Genomic DNA, 17,757 nt, shown 5'->3' with positions numbered 1-17,757 from the left:
GGGCGGACGTGGCACGGTCGGCAGGTGCGACATGTGCGGCCTGAGTGGTGAGATCCGCTTCGACGGCCGGCGTCCCGACGTGGCCGCCGTGGAGCGGATGACGGACCGGATGGCCGCCCGCGGCCCCGACGGCCGGGGCATCTGGTCGCAGGGGCCGGTGGCGCTGGGGCACAGACGGTTGAAGATCATCGACCTGTCCGAGCGCGGCGCGCAGCCGATGAGCGACACCGAGGCCCGGCTCACGGGCGTGTTCAACGGGTGCGTGTACAACTACCAGCAGCTGCGCGGAGAGCTCCAGGCTTTGGGGCACCGGTTCTTCTCCACCTCGGACACCGAGGTGGTCCTGAAGGCGTACCGGCAGTGGGGCACGGACTGTGTCGACCGGTTCATGGGCATGTTCGCGTTCGTCATCGTCGAGAACGACACCGGCCGCGTGGTCCTCGCCCGCGACCGGCTCGGCATCAAGCCCCTGTACCTGTCCCACGGGCCGGGGCGGCTGCGGTTCGCCTCCACACTGCCCGCCCTGCTCGCGGCCGGAGACGTCGACACCTCCCTGGACCCCGTCGCACTGCACCAGTACCTGAGCTGGCACGCGACGGTGGCGCCGCCGCGCACGGTACTCAACGGGGTGCGGAAGCTGCCGCCCGCCACCGTCCGCGTGGTGGAGCCCGACGGCTCCTACCGCGACCGGTGCTACTGGCAGCCGTCGTACACCCGCCGCGCCGACCACGCGGGCATGGACGCCGCCGACTGGCGCGACGCGGTGCTGGACGCGCTCCGGACGGCGGTGAGCCGCCGCATGGTCGCCGACGTGCCGGTCGGCGTCCTGCTGTCCGGCGGACTCGACTCCTCCCTGATCGTGGCCCTCCTGGCCGAGCAGGGCCAGCGCGATCTGGCGACGTTCAGTGTGGGCTTCGAGGCCGAGGGTGGCGAGGAGGGCGACGAGTTCGCGTACTCGGACCTGATCGCCCACCGCTACGACACCGCGCACCACCAGTTGCTCGTGCCCTCGGACCGTCTGTCGGCCGCCCTGGACAGCGCGGTCGAGGCCATGAGCGAGCCCATGATCAGTCATGACGTGGTCGCCTTCCACCTCCTGTCGGAGCTGGTCTCCAAGGAGGTGAGCGTGGTCCAGAGCGGCCAGGGCGCCGACGAGGTGTTCGCCGGCTACCGCTGGTACCCGGACCTGGCCTCCGTCGAGCGCGAGCGGGAGCCGGAGAGGTACGCCGAGGTGTACTTCGACCGGCCGCACTCCGACTTCGCCCGGATCCTCCGGCCGGAGTTCCTCACGGGCCACGACGAGAGCGGCCGGTACGTACGGGAGCACATGGCCGTGCCCGGGGCGGAGACCGCGCTCGACGCGGCGCTGCGGCTCGACACGCACGTCATGCTCGTCGACGACCCGGTGAAGCGCGTGGACAACATGACCATGGACTGGGGACTGGAGGCGCGGGTGCCGTTCCTCGACCACGAGCTGGTCGAGCTGGCCGCCGCCTGCCCGCCGGAACTGAAGCTGGCCCACGGCGGCAAGGGCGTCCTGAAGGACGCGGCACGCTCGGTGCTGCCCCGGGAGGTCGTCGACCGGCCCAAGGGGTACTTCCCCGTGCCGGCGATCCGCCACATGGCGGGGCCCGTCCTCGAAAGGGTGCGCACGGCGCTGTCCGCGCCCGAGGCACGCTCGCGCGGCGTCTTCCGGGAGGAGTACGTCACCGAGCTCCTGTCCGCGCCCGACCACCACCGGACGAAGCGAGGGGCGAACGCCCTGTGGCACGTAGCGTTGCTGGAGATATGGCTGCAGACACACGGGATCAACTGACCGGAGCCGCGTCGGCGGCACCCGTGAGGGTGCCGCTCGCCGACGCGGCGGGCCCGCGGGACACCCCGCAGCCGCTGCTCTCGCACGGCTGCTGGTACCCGTCCGTGGACCCGACGGGTGAGCAGGTGGCCTTCATCTGCGACCGGACGGGCGTCCCCCAGCTCTGGACCGGGCCGGTGAACGGCTCCGAGCTCCACCTGCTGGACGCGGAACCCCACCCGGTCACGGAGGTGGCCTGGTCCCCCGACGGACGGTGGATCGCCTACACGGTGGCCCCCGGCGGCGGCGAGCACACCCGGGTCCTGTGCGTACGCCCGGACGGCACCGGCCGCCGGATCCTGGCGGGCGCGGACAGCGAGAGCTCGGCCTACCTGGGGCGGTGGACACGCGACGGCTCGGCCGTGGCGGTCACGGTGGCGCAGCCGCCGTGGTCGGCGGACCGGGCTGCCGGGGAGGCGACGGCCTCGGCGGACGGTGAGACGGCATTCCTGGCCCTGCCCCCCGGCTGGGCGGAACGCGACGGCCCGGCCACCCTCATGGGCGGTCCGCACCGGGGCGAGCTGAAGCCGGAGCCGGGTCCACCGGGAGGAACGGCGGGAGCGGAGGGCGAGCCGGGGCGGCCGGGCGGCGCGCCGGGGAAGCCGGGCGGAACACGGGAGCGGCAGAACGGCGAGTCCGAGCTGACGGACGGCGCGGCGCATTCGGCAGACGGCACGGCGGAGCCGGCGGACGGCGCGCGGGACCGGCTCAGCGCGTATCTGGTCGATCCCGACGGGGCCCGATCGCCGGTGCTCGTCGCCGCCGAGGCGGGGGCGGCGACGCTGCGCGTGTGCGACGTCAGCCCGGACCAGCGGTTCGCGCTGGTCCGGCGGGGTCCGCGCGGGCGGCGGGAGGCGGTGGTGGTCCGTACGGCCGACCTGACGCCCCGGGCGGTCCTGCGGGTCGCCGACGGCGACCCGTGGATCGGCCGGTTCTCGCCGGACGGAGGCACCCTCTGGCTGCGGAGCGACCACGAGCGGGAGTTCGCCGCCCTGCTGGCTGCTGCCCTGGACGAGGACGGCGGGCTCCTCCGCCTGTCGGTGGTCGCCGAGCGCGAGGGTTGCGACCTGGAGCTCCTCGCCTTCACCGAGGATGGCCGCACCGCCGCGCTCGCGTGGAACGTCGGCGGTGCGAGCGAGCTGCAGACCGTGGACCTCCCGGCGGGCGGGCCGACGACCACCGGGACCACGCCGCCCAGAGACGTGCCCCTGGCTCACGAGGTGGTCACCCGGATCACGCGTGCCGGGCCGCGCGGGATGGTCCTGTCGCTGTCGGGCTCACAACGCCGCCCCGGCGTGTGGTGGGTGCCGGCGGCGGCGCCGGCGACGCGCACCCCCTGGTCCACGCGGGACGAGGACGCCGTACCGCCGGGCAGACCGCCCGTGCGGCCGGTCCCGCTGCGGCCGGTCGCCCGCGACGGGCTGAGGCTGGGCGGCTGGTACTACCGGGCGCCAGGGAACGCCGCCGGACGGCCCGCGCCGTGCGTGATCCACCTGCACGGGGGCCCCGAGGAGCAGGAGCGGCCGGTGTTCGACCCGCTGTACCACGAGCTGCTGGGCCGGGGGCTGGACGTCTTCGCGCCCGACGTCCGCGGCTCGTCCGGCTGGGGACGGTCGTTCGTGGACGCCGACCTCGGTACGGGACGGTTCGCGGCGATCGACGACGTCGCCGACTGCGCGGCGCACGTGGTGCTCACCGGCCGTGCCGACCCGACGCGGCTCGCGGTGATGGGACGCTCATACGGCGGCTACCTGACGCTGGCCTCGCTCGTATGGCACCCGGAGCTCTTCCGTACGGGCGTCGCGGTGTGCGGGATGTCGGACCTCCTGACGTTCTTCGAGGGGACCGATCCGTGGATCGCGGAGTCCGCGGCGCACAAGTACGGCCATCCGGTGCACGACCGGGAGCTGCTGCGGGCGCTGTCGCCGATGAGCCGCGTCGACGCGCTGCGCGTCCCGCTGCTCGCGGTCCACGGCGAGCACGACACGAACGTCCCGCCGGGCGAGTCCGCGCAGGTGGTACGTGCCGCGCGGGACCGGAACCTCCCCGCGGAGCTGCTGATGCTCCGCGACGAGGGCCACGAGTTCCGCCGGGCGGACAACCGGCGGCTGTTCCGCCGTTCCGCCGCCGACTGGATGGAACATCACCTGAGTGGCTGAACGGAGGACGGAGCGACACCCGCGCGGGCCGATTCATCGCCCGTTTCCGGGGTATCCGCGACGCATGATCACCATTGGGGTCGAGGAAGAGTACTTGCTGCTCGATCCGGACACGTGCCTGCCGGTCCCCCTCGCGGACCGGGTACGGGCGGCGGCCGGTCTGGGACCGATCGTCGAGGACGCCGAGGTCCAGTCGGAGCTGTTGCAGGCGCAGGTGGAGATCGCCACGCCCGTCTGCACCGACCTGGAGGAGGTCGGCGGCCACCTGCTGCGGCTGAGGCACGCGGTCGGCACGGCCGCCGAGCGGAACGGCTGTCTGCTCGCCGCGTGCGCGACGGCCCCGTACCGGGAGGCGTCCCCCGTCCCCGTCACCCGCAAGGCGCGGTATCTGGCGATGCGCTCCCAGGCCCCGCAGCTGGTGGCCGAGCAGCTGGTCAACGGGATGCACGTGCACGCGGCCGTCCCGGACCGGGAGATGGGCGTCGCCGTCCTGAGCCGCATCCGGGTCTGGCTGCCGACCCTGGTGGCCATGTCCGCGAACTCGCCCCTGTGGGACGGCGCCGACACCGGCTTCGCGAGCTGGCGCACGGTGATCTTCGGCCGCTGGCCGGTCAGCGGCCCGCCGCCGAGCTTCACCTCGCTGGCGGACCACGAGGGACGCGTGCAGTCGCTCCTGGACACCGGCATCATCACCGACACCGGCCAGCTGTACTGGCAGGCCCGCCTCTCCGACCGCTACCCGACGGTCGAGGTGCGCTGCGCGGACGTCCAGCTGCGCGCCGATTCGGCGGTCATGTTCGCCGGCATCGTCCGCGCCCTGATCGCCACCGCCATCCAGGAGGAGAAGGCGGGCGTCCCGCTCCCGGAATGTCCGGGCGAGCTCCTGCAGGCGTCGAACTGGCACGCGGCACGGCACGGGCTGAGCTGTCTCCTGGTCGATCCGGAGGGCCGGGCGCGCCGGGCGGGCGAGGTGGTGCGCCTGCTCCTGGAGCACATCGCCCCGGCGCTCGACGAGGCGGGCGACACCCGCGAGGTGACCTCGCTGGTGCACCGGCTGCTCAAGGAGGGCACCCCGGCGGACCGGCAGCGCCGGGCCCTGGCCGAAGGCGGCCTGCCGGCCCTCACCGAGCTGATCGCGAGCGAGACGGTCGCACCCTGAGCCCCTCCCGCCCCGCATGCCGGGCGGGAGCCAGGGAAGCCGCTCACCGTGAAGGCCGCCTTCCGCCGCTCCGCGCCGGAAGCGGTGGCCCCCGAAGGGAGAACGCTGACATGACGGGACTGCCCGGCAGCTACGAGTCGTACTGGATGGAGACGGCGGAGGGCCCCCGGTACCCGGCGCTCGCCGGCGACCTGGAGGTCGACGTGGCGGTGGTCGGCGCCGGTGTCGCCGGCATCTGCACCGCCTGGGAACTGGCCCGTAGCGGCCGGAGCGTGGCCCTGCTCGAGGCCGACCAGGTCGCCGCCGGGGTCACCGGCTACACGACGGCGAAGCTCTCCTCCCAGCACGGACTGGTCTACGCGCGGATTCGCTCGTCGTTCGGAGCGGAGGCGGCGCGGCTGTACGCGCGCTCCCAGCAGGAAGCCGTCGAGTACGTCGGCCAGGTCTCTGCCGAGCTGGGCATCGACTGCGAGCTGGAGCGCCTCCCGGCGTACTCGTACGCCGAGTCGGCGGACGCGGTCGGCCGGCTCAGGGCCGAGGCCGAGGCGGCGCGCGAGGCCGGCCTTCCGGCGTCGTTCGTGACGGACACGGGCCTGCCCTTCCCGGTCGCGGGCGCGGTGCGCGTGGAGGAGCAGGCGCAGTTCCACCCGCGCAAGTACCTCCTGGGGCTCGTCGCCGACCTGGTCGAGCGGGGCGGGACGGTGTACGAACGGACCCGGATCGTCTCCCTCCACGAGGGGACGCCGTGCCGGCTCACCACCGAGAGCGGGGCCGAGATCGTCGCCCGTGATGTCGTCGTCGCCACCCACTACCCGGTCTTCGACCGTGCCCTGCTGTTCGCACGCCTTGAACCCCACCGTGAGCTCGTCGTCGCGGCCGCCCTGCCCGCCGGGGACGACCCGGAGGGCATGTACCTCACGCAGGAGCGGAACACCAGGTCGGTGCGGACCGCGCCCTACGGGGAGGACCAACGGCTGCTCATCGTCACCGGGGAGAAGTTCACCCCCGGCGCCGGTGAGGTGAGCGAGCGCTACGAGCGACTCGCCGGATGGCTCCGGCAGCGCTTCCCGTCCGCGCGGATCACCCACCGGTGGGCGGCGCAGGACAACTCGACCACGGACGGCGTGCCGTACGTCGGGCGCTTCCACCCCGGGGCCGAGCACGTGTACGTGGCGACCGGCTTCGGCGGCTGGGGCATGAGCAACGGCGTCATGTCGGGCCGGCTCCTGGCCGCGCGGATCACGGGCGAGGAACCGCCCTGGACCTCTCTGTACGACCCGAGGCGCCTGCACGCCCGGGAGACGCCCGCCCTCCTGAAGGCCCAGGGCTCGGTCCTCAAGCACTTCGTCGGAGACCGCCTCCGCCCGTCCCACGTGGACAGCGTCGGGGAGATCGAGCCGGGTACGGGGGCCGTCGTACGGATCGGAGGACGGCGCTGCGCGGTCTACCGCGACGAGAACGGCACCGCCCGTGCCGTGTCCGCGCGCTGCACCCACCTGGGCTGCCTCGTCCATTTCAACGACGCCGAACGGGTCTGGGAGTGCCCCTGCCACGGCTCCCGGTTCGACACCGACGGTGCCGTGATCCAGGGCCCCGCCCTCCACCCCCTGGAGCCGAGGCCGCTTCCCGGCGAGACCGCCGATTCCGACGATTCCGACTGAGGCCCGCTCAGGCAGGACCTCGGGCCGCTTCCACCGCCTCCAGTACCTCCCCCACCGAGATCCGCAGCAGACGCGCGTCGGGAACCGCGCCGTGGGCGTCGCCGGGACGCAGGGGGTCCTCGCCCGGTCCGAGGTGCCACAGCACCCGGTGCCGCGCGTCGCGGGGCGGCCCCCACAGGCGCGGTGCCACCGGCCCGAAGAGGACGACGGAGGGGGTGCCGAAGGCCGAGGCCAGGTGGGCGAGTCCGGTGTCCCCGACGACGACACAACGCGCGGCGGCCACGAGGGCGCAGAGCCGGGGGAACGGCACGTCGTCCTCCCCGCCCCACACCGCCTCCGGCGGAAGCCCGGCGCCGGCCGCCACCAGGCCCGCGAGCCGGCCCTCGCCCGCGCCCGCGGTGACGACGACGCGGTGCCCCGCACGGTCCAGTGCCCGGGCCACGGCCGCGAACCGTTCCGGCGGCCACCGGCGGGCGGCGGAGTCCGCGCCGGGATGGATCACGACCGCGCCGGGAGCGGGAGACGGGCCCGCCGGGAGCGGGACGCGCACGTCGGCCGGGTCGGCCTGGATCCCGTACCACTCCAGCAGTCGGCACCAGCGGTCGCGCTCGTGCTCGTCCTCCCGCCACTCGGGTCCGGCGATGTCGGGGGTGTGCGGGTGCCGGAAGGCGAAGAGCCGCCCCGGGCACAGGTGCTGGAGGAGCCGGTGGCTGGCGGGACCGTTGCCGTGCAGGTCCACGGCCACCTCCGGCGCCGGGCCGGTCCAGGAGAGAGCGGCGGGGACGGCACGGCCGGGCGCGCCGGCGGGCAGCAGCCGGTCCACCAGACCCGTGGCCGCGGCGGCGGCGGCCAGGCGGGCGGGCGCCGCGAGGAGGATGTCGTGCGCCGGCAGGGCCCGGCGCAGCGCCCGCAGGCACGGCACCACCGCGAGCAGGTCGCCGAGTCCCAGGGCCCGCAGGACCAGCACGCGGGGGCGGCTTCGCGAGAGGCCGTGGCGGTCGACGTCGCCCGCCGACGGCCGTGCGGCGTCGGGGTGGTCGCTCCTCCCGCCGTTCACGGCCAGGACGGTTCCCGGCGCGGTACGACGACCAGCTCGCCGACGGCGCTGCCGACCGGCACCGACAGCGCGTACAGCACCGTGTCGGCCACGATCTCCGGGCTCTGCAGCATCGAGGTGTCCGCGTCCGGGAACCGCTCCATGATGAACGCGGTCTCCATGCCGCCGGCGATGATCCCCGTCACCCCGATCCCCTCGCAGTCGCGCTGGGCCTCCTTGAAGAGGGTGTGGGTGAACGCGCGGAGCCCCGACTTGCTCGCCGCGTAGGGGCCGGCCTCCGTCCAGGTCCGGTTGGCGGCGGTCGAGAGGATGTTGACGATGTGACCACCGCCCTGGGCCACCATGCGGCGATACCCCTCCAGGCACAGGTACATGGGTCCGAGGAGGTTGGTGGTCACCACACGGGAGACCTCGTCGGCGGTGAGGTGCTCGGCCGACTTCGAGACGTCCACGGCCGCGTTGTTGACGAGGATGTCCACCCGCTCCCCGGCCTCGTCCACGTCCCGGAAGGTGTCGGCGACCGCGCCGGGGTCGCAGACGTCGAGGATCACGGAGCGGGCGCGCAGGCCCTGGGCCGTGAGGTCCTCGCACAGTTCCTTGGCCAGGTCCTGCCGGACGTCCGCCACGACGACGGAGGCTCCGGCCGCCGCGAGCCGCCGGGAGATGGCCGCTCCCAGCCCTCTGGCCCCGCCGGTGACCAACGCCTGCTTCCCGCTCAGATCCGTGTACACCGCGCCACTCATCCGTCAGCCTTCCGTCCGTGGGGTCTCCGGGCCGGCCCGGCGGTCCTGCCGCTCCGTGGCCGCTGCGTCTCCACTGTCACCAACGGGAGCGGTCCCGGCACGCGGGGTTAGGCCGCCGGGCGGCACGCGGCGGCTTTCCCACCGCCCTGTAGCCCGGCACGGCCTGCGGAACGTGCGGTGTGAGCAACCCCACGGACCTGCGCGGGTTCCGTACGGGCCAAGGGCTGCGGGCGTCCGGCCGCCCCGGTCGGACGGAGGATCGCCTCGGCGGCGGCGACGGGTCTGCCACGATGGTCCGGGACCGATTCCCTCCTTCGCCGGGCGCCGCCGCGCGCCGGCGGTGTGGACGGCACGGCCCTCTCCCCCCGCCTGTCCCGCCCCCCTCGCGCCCCGGGTAAGTCTTCTGTGTCTCCGTCCCTCCCCTCCTCCGCCCTGCCTCCGTCCCTCCTCTCCCCGGCCGTGGCCGCTCCCTCCCGGTCGCCGTGGCGGTCCCTGCGCTACCGCAGCATGCGCTGGTGGGCCGTCGCCAACTTCGTGTCCAACGCCGGTACGTGGATGCAGCTGACGGTGCAGAACCTGCTCGTGCTCCAGATCACGGGATCAGCCGCCGCGACCGGCCTCTCGGTCTCCGTGCAGGCGGCTCCCGGCCTGCTGTTCGGCCTCATGGGCGGCGCTGTCGTCGACCGCTGGCCTCGCAGGCTCACCGCCGCCCTGGGCCAGGCGCTGCTGGGCGCGGTGGCTCTCGTGACGGCGGTCCTGGTGGCCATGGACCGGCTCGACCTGCCCGTGCTGCTGGTCCTCGCGGCGGTCACCGGGCTGATCGCCACCGTCGACGGCCCGGCCTGCGCGCTGCTGGGCAACGACCTCGTCGCCCAGGAGGACGTACCGTCCGCGATCGGGGTGGGCTCGCTCGTCCACAGTGCCGGACGGCTCGTCGGTGCCGCGCTCGCCGGTGTCGCCGTCGCCTTCCTCGGCACGTCCGCGGCCTATGCGGCGAACGGTCTGTCCTTCCTCTTCGTCGCCGGCGTGATTCCGTTCCTCCGGGCGGCGGACCCCGCCGCCGGGAAGACCTCGCCCGAGCCGGTCGAGGCGGTCGGGTCGGCCGGAGGCGCGGGATCGAGCGCCCGGGAGGGCCTGGCGTTCTTCCTGCGGCGCCCACGCCTCGTCGCGCTCGCCGCGCTCAACGGGATCAGCGCGCTGTTCGGCCGCAACTACTCGCTCACCCTGGTCGTCCTGGTCACCGGGCCGCTCGCCGGGGACGCGGCGGCCTTCAGCAAGGTGTCCACGGTCCTCGCCGTCGGCGGCATCATCGGCGCCGTCGCAGGGGCGCGGCTGCGCCGGCCGGGTGTGCGCCTGGTGGGGGTCCTCACGCTCGCCGGAGCTCTGCTCCAGGTGCTGGCCGGCCTGTCGCCCTCGCTGGCCGTGCTCCTCGTCCTCGTCCTCCCGATGGCCGTGGCGGAGTCCGTCGGTGACACCGCCCAGTCGACGGTGCTGCAGACCGATCCCCCGCCCCACATGCGCGGCCGCGTCCTGGGCGCCTGGTCCAGCATCCGCACCGTCTGGGGGCTCGCCGCGCCGCCCGCGCTCGGTCTGCTGATGGAGCTGGCCGGCGTACGGACCGCTCTGGTCGCGGGCGGACTGGTCGTGACCGCGGCCGTGGTGACGGGCTATCTCCTCCGTGGTCGGCGGGCGCCGGGGATCGCGCCCGCACGGGCACCTGAGGCCGCCGTGCCCACCATCGGTGCCCTGGAAAAGGCGGCCTGACGGTCCGTGGTCAGGGGGGCAGGCCGGTCCGCGGGCGTGCCCAAGGCGGCCTGACGGTCCGCGGGGGCGGGCGGCGCCCGGATCCGTGGGCGTGCCCGCGAACCCGGGCGTCCGGCCGCTCGGCTCAGGGGGTCGTACGGGTGCCGGTGGCGGCGCGCGCGGCGCGGTCGGCGATGCGGGTGGTGGAGCGGCCGTCGAGGTACGGCAGGACGACGGTCTGGCCGCCCCAGGCCCGCAGGACCTGGGCCTCCGGCAGGGCGTCGGGCGAGTAGTCGCCGCCCTTGACCCACACGTGGGGCCGCAGCTCCGCGATCAGGGCCTGCGGCGTGTCCTCCTCGAAGGCCACGACCGCGTCGACGCTGCCGAGCGCCGCGAGGACCCGCATCCGGTCCTCCAGGGGCGTGAGCGGCCGGCCCGGACCCTTGAGGCGCCGCAGGGAGGCGTCCGAGTTCACGCAGACGATGAGGCAGTCGCCGACGCGCCGTGCGCTGTCGAGCAGACCCACGTGGCCCGCGTGCAGCAGGTCGAAGCAGCCGCCCGTGGCCACGACGGTCCCTCCGCCGGCCCGTACGCTCTCGGCGAGTGCGAACGCGTCGTTCGTCGCCGACGGCCGCTCCCTCCCGCTTCGCGAGGCCTGCCAGAGGCTCGGATCGGACGCTCCGCCTGCGGCGACGAACGCGGCGGCTCCGGTCACCGCTCGCTGTACCGCTTCCTCGGGCAGGGCGCCGTCCGCGAAGGCGACGGCGGCGAGGGCGGCGAAACAGTCCCCGGCGCCGCACGGATCTCCCGTCGCCGGATAGGGAACCGGGATGAGCATGGGTGCCGTGGACTTCGGGCGGGTGAGCAGGGCGCCGCGTTCTCCGAGGGTCACCGCCACGCAGACGGCGCCCCAGCGCTCGGCGAGGTCGGCGCCCCTGCGGGCGTGCTCGCCCAGCGCCTGCCCCTCGCCGGGTGACAGGGCGGCCGCTTCGGCCGCGTTCGGGGTGACGAGCCGGGCGCCGGGGACCGGAGGTCCGCCCCGCGGGTGGGGATCCCACACCAGGGGCACCCGCCTGGCAGCCTCGGCGAGGAGCGGCCGCACGGCGTCCGCGGTGCCTCTGCCGTAGTCCGCCACCAGGATGGCGGAGGCCTCGCCGAGTGCCTCGCCGACGGCCGACGGGGCCGGCCCGACCTCGCCACCGCCCCGGTCCACGCGGACCAGGGGGCGGCCGCCGGCCAGGACCCGGGTCTTCACCGGCAGCGTCCCGTCCAGGGGAAGTTCCACGAGCCGGACCCGCCCGCGCAGCGCCGTGCGCACGGTCTCGCTGGCCCGGTCCTCGCCGAGCGCGGTGACCAGCACGACGTCACGGCCCGTCCGGGCGGCGAGGGCGGCCGCCAGTCCGGCGCCCCCGGGGCGGGAGAGGTCCGTCGTGACGTCGACGACGGGCACCGGGGCGTCGGGCGCCATCCGGTCCACGACGCCCTGGACGTCACGGTCGAGCAGCACGTCGCCGACCACGACCAGCGGGCCGGGGGCGTTCACGGCGTCCCCCCGGTCTTGAAGGCGTCGACCCCCACGGGAGGCCTCCACGCGCTGTCGGCCCGGCCGGAGGCGGCCCGGCCGGAGGCGGCGTGGGCGAGCGCAGCGTCGAACGACTCGCACAGGAGGTGCACCGCGACCAGATGGGTCTCCTGCACGGTCGCCGTGGAGGCCGCGTCGATGCACAGGGCCTGGTCGGCCGCCTCGGCGAGCGGGTTCGGGGAGGCGCCGGTCAGCGCCCACACCTCCACGCCCGCGGCGCGGGCCGTCATCGCGGCGGAGAGCAGGTTGGTGCTGCGTCCGGAGGTGGACAGCAGGAGGAGGACGTCACCGTCGCGGCCGTGGGCCGCCACCTGGCGGGCGAAGACGTTCTCGAACCCGTAGTCGTTCCCGATCGCCGTGACACTGGAGGTCTCGGCGTGCAGGGCGATGGCCGAGTAGGCGGCTCGTTCCTCGCGGTAGCGTCCGACGAGTTCGGCGGTCAGGTGCTGGGCCTGTGCCGCGCTTCCGCCGTTGCCGGCGGCGAGCAGCCGCCCTCCGGCGGGCAGTACGGCGGCGAGGTGGTGACCCCAGTGGGCGAGTTGGTCCAGGCCCTGGGCGCGCAGGCGTTGCAGGGCGTTCTGGAGCGACTGGCAGTGCCGGTGCGCTGCCGCGTGCGGGGGTGTCTGGCTCATGGTGTCGGGCCGGCCGCTCGCGCGAGCGGTGGCCCCACCTCCTTCGTGGGTCGAAGCCGTGCCGGACGTGCGGCGGGGCCGGTCCTCGTGTGCGGGGCGCCCCGCCTCCGGAGTCATGTCGTCCGGGCGGGGACGAGGCGCCGGGCGAGTGCCGAGTGGTAGGCCCGTTCCGTGGCCGCCGCGACGTTGTCCCAGCCGTACCGGCTCGTCACGCGCCGCCGGCCGGCGGCGCCGTAGGCCTCGCGCAGACGCGGGTCGGCCAGCAGCCCGGCCACGGCGTCCGCCAGGGCGAGCGGGTCTCCGGGGGGTATGAGCCGCCCGGTCTCCCCGTCCGCGACCGTGTCCAGCTGTCCCCCGACGGCGCTCGCCACGACGGGCCGGCCGCAGGCCATGGCCTCCAGCGGCACGATGCCGAAGGGCTCGTAGTCGGCGGGGCAGAGGACGACGTCGGCGCTGCGCATGACGGCGGGCACGTCGGCGCAGGGGATCGCGCCGAGGAAGCGCACGCGGTCGGCGACTCCGGCGGCGCGGGCGAGGTCGCGCAGGCGCCGTACCTCCGGATCGTCGTCCAGGAGGGCGGCCTCGGGGCCGCCGGCGATCACGAGTTCGGCCTCGGGCAGCCGGGCGAGCGCGGCGACGGAGACGGCGGCGCCCTTGCGGGGCACCAGCCGGCCGACCTGGAGGAGCCGGAAGGGGTGCCGGGTGTCCCGCTCGGCGACGGGACCGTCCGGGCGGAACCGCTCCGCGTCCACCCCGCAGGGGACGACGTCGGTCTTCTCGGTGGGGACGCCCATCCGTTCGAGTTCGGCGACCTCGTCCCGGCAGGTCGCCACGACCCGGTCGCAGCCCAAACCGATCTCCCGTTCCGCGCCGATGCGCGACGGCGGGCTGGTGTCGGCCGGGCCCTGATGTCTCCTCTTGACCGTTCCGAGCGCGTGGTACGTGTGCAGCATCGGCAACCGGTGTTCACGCGCCGCCCTGAGGGAGGCGACGCCCGACATCCAGAAGTGCGAATGGATCAGGTCGGGCGCTCTGCCGTGGTACCAGTGCGCGATGAGCTGATGGGCGAACTCCCGCATGTGGGGCAGCAGTTCGTCCTTGGGGAGGTGCTCGGGCGGACCGGCCGGGACGTGGTGCACCATGACGCCGGGCCGCAGACGCGTGCGTTCGGGCAGGTCCTGGGCATCGCGCCGGGTGTAGACCGTGACGCGGTGGCCGCGGTCGGCGAGGGCCCCGGCCAGGCACGCCACGTGTACGTTCTGTCCACCCGCGTCGACTCCGCCCAGGGCCGCGAGCGGGCTGGCGTGCTCGGAGACCAGCGCGAGGGACAACGGCCTCCGGGGGCGCGCCGGGACGGTCGTCCGCAGGGGGGACGCGGTCATGACCGCACCTCCGTCAGCAGGCGTTCCCAGTCGTTTAGGAAACGCTTGAGGCCGTGGCGTTCGAGGGCGGCCTGGCGGGCGCGCGCGCCGTCCTCGGCCGCGGCCTCCGGTTCGTGGAGGTAGTGGCGGGCGGCGCGGGCCAGCACCTCGGGCCGGGTGGAGAGGACACCGGCGCCGGACGGGACCGCTTCCACGGCCTCCGTGGTGGCCAGCGCCACGACCGGCATGCCCAGGTGCATGGCCTCCAGGAGGGAAAGCCCGAGGGACGTCCAGCGGATCGGGTGCAGATAGAGACGGCGTTCCGCCAGCGCCATGTGCAGCTCCCGCTGGGGCAGTTCGTGCGAGACGCACCGCTCCGGGGGCAGGTCCAGGTGGGCGGCGAGGCCTTCGGTGCGCATGCCGAAGACGTCCAGCGGCGCGGCCTCCGCCAGCTGTGGCAGCAGGTCCGTGCCGGTGTGACGGCCTCGGCGGATCGGCTCGTTGACCACCACCGCCGCGCGGGGCAGGGCGCCGGTGTAGAGGTGTCCGGGGTCGACGATGCCGTGCTCGATGACCTCGGTGCGGGTGGTGCCGTTGTCCCAGAACAGCCGGTTGAAGTGGGTGACGTGCACCAGGGTGAGGTCGTCGCGGTCGGCGCACGGGTGCCGGGTGTTCGGCACGTCGCCGTCGGGCGCGTTGTGTTCCAGGTAGACGGCGGGGACGTCCCTGCCGGGGCGGCGGCGCAGCCAGCGCTCGGCGAGTTCCGCCTCGTGCGGCCTCTGCAGGACGACGAGGTCGACCGGGGTCTCGGCGAGCTCGGCGGGGCTGACCTCGCGGACGGAGTCCGGCCAGTCGAAGGTCCGGGCCCGCCCCAGTCCGTCGGGTCCGCGGTCCGGCGTGACCGGCACGAGGTAGGTGTGGGGCCCCTGGACGAACGCCGTGGTCCAGGAACCGTGGACGTGCCACAGCAGAATGTTCATGCGTCTCTTCCTCGGTCTGTCGTGCCGGAGGCCCCGGTACGGGCGGGGCTAGTGGCGTCGGTACGAGCCGGGCTCGTGACCCCGCCCTCCGGCGCGTGCGCCAGGAGGCTGTCCACCGCGCCCAGCAGTTCGGCGTCGCCGACGCCGTCCAGGCACGGGTGCCCCGCCACGGGGCAGTCGCGGGCTCTGCTGCCGGCGCAGGCCGCCTCCTGGTCGCCGAGCAGGACGTGGGGCACCCGGTACGGGCGCCACCGGCCGGCCGGCACGACGGGGGCGAAGGCGCAGACCACCGGGGTGCCCACGGCGCAGGCCAGGTGCATCGGACCGGTGTTGCCGGTCACGACGACCCGGGCGCCCGCGAGGACTCCGGCCAGTTCGTGGAGGTCGCCGGTGGCGCCGCCCAGGTCGAGTCCGTGCCGGCCGGCGACCTCGGCGGTCAGGTCCTTCTCCGTCCGGCTGCCGGTGACGACCACGCGGTGCCCCGCGCCGTGCAGGGCAGCAGCGGCTCGCGCCGCCCGGCCGGCGCTCCACCGGCGGGAGGCCACCGCGGCGCCCGGGTGGAGCACCACGTACGGTTCGGGGCCCGTCAGCCGTGTCGAGTCGGGCGGCGGGTGGATCCGCAGGGCGCCGTCGTCCCCGGTCGGCAGGGAGTATCCGAAGGCGCGGACGAGGTCGAGCGCGGCCTCGGCCTCGTGCCGGCCGGGCAGCCGGTGGTGCCGGAGGTCGAGGAGGGAGCCGGGATACTCCTCGCAGTCTGCGGCGACCCGCTCCACGCCCGCGAGGGCGAGCAGCAGGGCGGTCGGCAGCGGGCTCTGGTGGTACGACACGAGGACCACGCCCCGGTCGAAGCGGCCGGCGGCCAGGGCGTCCACCAGCAGCTCGCACTCCTCGCGGGAGGTCCTGCCCGGGTCAAGGCCCACCCATGGGGCCTCGTAGACCAGGACCTGGTCGACTCCGGGCAGCAGCCGGGCGGCCGGGACTCCCTGGGGTCCGCAGAGCAGCGTGGTGTGCGAGGAGCCGGCCGCCACCGCCCGTACGGCGGGTCCGGCCAGCAGGACGTCCCCGGCGCTGTCGAGGCGGACGACGAGGCTGCGGGGGGCGGTCATCGGGCCACCCCCGACGTGCCCAGGGGCCTGCCGGTCGCCAGGATCAGCCGGACGGCCGCGTGCAGGTCGGCCGCGGTCTCCGTGGCGGCGGCGATCTCCTCGGGGCGTGTGACGGGGGTCGGCACCAGGACGCCCCGCGCTCCGGCCGCCTCGGCGGCGCGCACGTCGGCGCCGATGTCGCCGACGACGACGGCGCGTTCGGGTGCCACGCCGAGCCGTTCGCAGGCGGCGAGGACCAGGCCGGGTGCCGGCTTGCGACAGCCGCAGCCGCGCTCGGGGCTGTGGGGGCACACCGCCCACACCGCGAACGGGCCGAACATGGCGTCCACGCGCAGGCGTACGGATTCCACCTGTTCCCGCGTCAGCAGGCCGCGGGCGACGCCCGACTGGTTGCTGACGACACCGACCGGGATCCCCCGGTCGCGGAGGGCCGCTATCGCGGCGCGGGCGGAGGGCATCGGGGTCACTTGGTCCGGGTCGCCGTTGTAGGGGACGTCGACGACGAGAGTTCCGTCGCGGTCGAAGAGGACCGCCTCCGGCAGCCGGCCGGCGGGCGGGCGGCCGCGGGGCGCGGGGGCGTCCCACAGCCAGGGGCCGTCGGGGAGCCGGTCGCCGCGCAAGGCGTGGACCGTGGTCGGGGGCTTCATGTCCGCACCCGCCCGCGCCGTGCGTGCTCCGGCTCGACCGCGTCGCCGCCGGGCGGGCGCGCGGGCCCGAGGGGGCGGGCGGTCCGGTGCACGGCGTGGCCCCGCAGCCAGTGCCAGGTGGCGACGGGCGGGATGAGGACGCTGGTCGCCACCATGGTGATGACCTCGGTACGGCTCCGGGGGCCGGGGGCGACGCGTGCCGCCGCGAACTCGGCGGTGCCGGCCAGCCAGCCGGCCGCGCACACGGCGGCGGCGCGGGTCCTGCCCGTCAGCGCGCAGCCGACGGCCGCGGCGGCGGCCGAGGTCACGACGAGGTGGCGTCTCAGCCGCCCGCGCGGGGCGGCGGCCCGCTCCCACCAACCGCGTCCGTGCAGGCGGTTCATCAGCACGTCGTCGGCGTTCCCGGCCTGGACCCGCACGGACACCCAGCGGTCGGCGGGCCGCACCGGGTGCGTGGTGCGGCGGATGCCGGGGGCCAGGCTCCAGCCGCCGTCGAGGAGTCGCAGGGCCAGGTCGGCGTCCTCCCGGAAGGCGCGCGGGAAGCGTTCGTCGAAGCCACCGGCCGCTTCCAGCGCCTCGCGCCGGAAGGCCATGTCGGCGGTGATCCAGCGGGCGGTCGACAGTCCCGCGGTGGTGCGTTCCCAGTCGGTGGGGCGGCGCCCCGGCGGAAGCGGCACGTCGACGCGCGCGGTGACGGCGGCGGTGGTGCGGGACGCCGAGGCCAGGTCACGGGCCAGGTCGCGGCCCCACGTCGGCCCGGGCACCACGTCGTCGTCGAGGAACACGATCCACGGGACCCGGCCGGCGGCACGGGCGCCGGTGTTGCGAGCGGCGGCGGGGCCCCGGCCGCCGCCGGTCACGACGGTGGTCACCGGCCGCAGCGCGTGCGGCACGTCCAGGGCGGCCGGTCCCGCTTCGGAGGCGGGGCGGTCGTGGACGAGGACGACCGCCGCCGGTCCGGTGCCGTCGGCCGTGGCGGCGGCGAGGGCCTCCAGACAGTCCTGGAGGCTGGGCCTGCCGAGGGTGGGGACGACCACGGCGTACGGTTCGGGAGCCTGCTCACGCGTCATCG

The 17,757-nt window shown here is 75.3% G+C and carries 14 protein-coding genes; 5 read left to right on the top strand and 9 right to left on the bottom strand.

Going from position 1 to position 17,757, the window contains the following annotated elements:
* Window positions 1-31: 31 nt before the first annotated feature.
* The 4 genes from ACZ51I_RS12445 to ACZ51I_RS12430 all read left to right on the top strand — a co-directional run bounded on the left by ACZ51I_RS12445 (window position 32) and on the right by ACZ51I_RS12430 (window position 6,834).
* Window positions 32-1,816, top strand: a complete 1,785-nt coding sequence (locus tag ACZ51I_RS12445) for an N-acetylglutaminylglutamine amidotransferase (RefSeq protein ID WP_468874503.1) — start codon at window positions 32-34, stop codon at window positions 1,814-1,816.
* Window positions 1,789-4,014 (top strand): S9 family peptidase, encoded by a 2,226-nt coding sequence (locus ACZ51I_RS12440; protein WP_468874501.1) that lies wholly within the window; start codon window positions 1,789-1,791, stop codon window positions 4,012-4,014. The genes ACZ51I_RS12445 and ACZ51I_RS12440 overlap by 28 nt, the downstream gene beginning before the upstream one ends.
* Window positions 4,015-4,078: 64 nt before the next feature.
* Window positions 4,079-5,173: a carboxylate-amine ligase gene (locus tag ACZ51I_RS12435; RefSeq protein WP_468874498.1), complete on the top strand. Its 1,095-nt coding sequence runs from the start codon at window positions 4,079-4,081 to the stop codon at window positions 5,171-5,173.
* A 110-nt stretch (window positions 5,174-5,283) separates the two neighbouring features.
* The gene (locus tag ACZ51I_RS12430; RefSeq protein WP_468874496.1) at window positions 5,284-6,834 is read left to right on the top strand and encodes an FAD-dependent oxidoreductase; all 1,551 of its coding nucleotides are present in this window, start codon (window positions 5,284-5,286) and stop codon (window positions 6,832-6,834) included.
* Window positions 6,835-6,841: 7 nt separating this feature from the next.
* On the opposite strand, the gene ACZ51I_RS12425 is transcribed toward ACZ51I_RS12430, so the two are convergent.
* Window positions 6,842-7,891 carry a glycosyltransferase family 9 protein gene (locus ACZ51I_RS12425; protein ID WP_468874493.1) on the bottom strand — a complete coding sequence of 350 codons (1,050 nt, stop codon included), beginning with the start codon at window positions 7,889-7,891 and terminating at the stop codon, window positions 6,842-6,844.
* The gene (locus ACZ51I_RS12420) at window positions 7,888-8,634 is read right to left on the bottom strand and encodes an SDR family oxidoreductase (RefSeq protein ID WP_468874490.1); all 747 of its coding nucleotides are present in this window, start codon (window positions 8,632-8,634) and stop codon (window positions 7,888-7,890) included. The genes ACZ51I_RS12425 and ACZ51I_RS12420 overlap by 4 nt, the downstream gene beginning before the upstream one ends.
* Before the next feature lie 507 nt (window positions 8,635-9,141).
* Between ACZ51I_RS12420 and ACZ51I_RS12415 the strand changes: the two genes are divergently transcribed.
* The gene (locus ACZ51I_RS12415) at window positions 9,142-10,398 is read left to right on the top strand and encodes an MFS transporter (RefSeq protein ID WP_468875615.1); all 1,257 of its coding nucleotides are present in this window, start codon (window positions 9,142-9,144) and stop codon (window positions 10,396-10,398) included.
* A gap of 124 nt (window positions 10,399-10,522) precedes the next feature.
* On the opposite strand, the gene rfaE2 is transcribed toward ACZ51I_RS12415, so the two are convergent.
* The 7 genes from rfaE2 to ACZ51I_RS12380 all read right to left on the bottom strand — a co-directional run bounded on the left by rfaE2 (window position 10,523) and on the right by ACZ51I_RS12380 (window position 17,755).
* Complete coding sequence (gene rfaE2, locus ACZ51I_RS12410) at window positions 10,523-11,920, bottom strand: D-glycero-beta-D-manno-heptose 1-phosphate adenylyltransferase (RefSeq protein ID WP_468874487.1); 1,398 nt, start codon at window positions 11,918-11,920, stop codon at window positions 10,523-10,525.
* On the bottom strand, window positions 11,917-12,591 hold the full coding sequence (locus tag ACZ51I_RS12405) for a D-sedoheptulose-7-phosphate isomerase (RefSeq protein WP_468874484.1): 675 nt from the start codon (window positions 12,589-12,591) through the stop codon (window positions 11,917-11,919). The genes rfaE2 and ACZ51I_RS12405 overlap by 4 nt, the downstream gene beginning before the upstream one ends.
* Window positions 12,592-12,704: 113 nt before the next feature.
* Entirely contained in the window at window positions 12,705-13,973 is a 1,269-nt protein-coding gene (locus ACZ51I_RS12400; RefSeq protein ID WP_468874482.1) for a glycosyltransferase, read from the bottom strand.
* Window positions 13,970-14,932, bottom strand: coding sequence for a glycosyltransferase (locus ACZ51I_RS12395; RefSeq protein WP_468874480.1), 963 nt, complete (start codon window positions 14,930-14,932; stop codon window positions 13,970-13,972). The genes ACZ51I_RS12400 and ACZ51I_RS12395 overlap by 4 nt, the downstream gene beginning before the upstream one ends.
* Window positions 14,929-16,038 carry a glycosyltransferase family 9 protein gene (locus ACZ51I_RS12390; RefSeq protein ID WP_468874478.1) on the bottom strand — a complete coding sequence of 370 codons (1,110 nt, stop codon included), beginning with the start codon at window positions 16,036-16,038 and terminating at the stop codon, window positions 14,929-14,931. The genes ACZ51I_RS12395 and ACZ51I_RS12390 overlap by 4 nt, the downstream gene beginning before the upstream one ends.
* Window positions 16,035-16,685: a D-glycero-alpha-D-manno-heptose-1,7-bisphosphate 7-phosphatase gene (locus tag ACZ51I_RS12385; protein WP_468874476.1), complete on the bottom strand. Its 651-nt coding sequence runs from the start codon at window positions 16,683-16,685 to the stop codon at window positions 16,035-16,037. The genes ACZ51I_RS12390 and ACZ51I_RS12385 overlap by 4 nt, the downstream gene beginning before the upstream one ends.
* The gene (locus tag ACZ51I_RS12380) at window positions 16,682-17,755 is read right to left on the bottom strand and encodes a glycosyltransferase family 2 protein (RefSeq protein WP_468874474.1); all 1,074 of its coding nucleotides are present in this window, start codon (window positions 17,753-17,755) and stop codon (window positions 16,682-16,684) included. The genes ACZ51I_RS12385 and ACZ51I_RS12380 overlap by 4 nt, the downstream gene beginning before the upstream one ends.
* Window positions 17,756-17,757 lie beyond the last annotated feature (2 nt).

It is taken from the genome of Streptomyces sp. NPDC034084 (assembly GCF_055575535.1).
The sequence above is the reverse complement of the archived record's forward strand: the minus strand, read 5'-3'. Positions and strand labels throughout refer to the sequence as shown.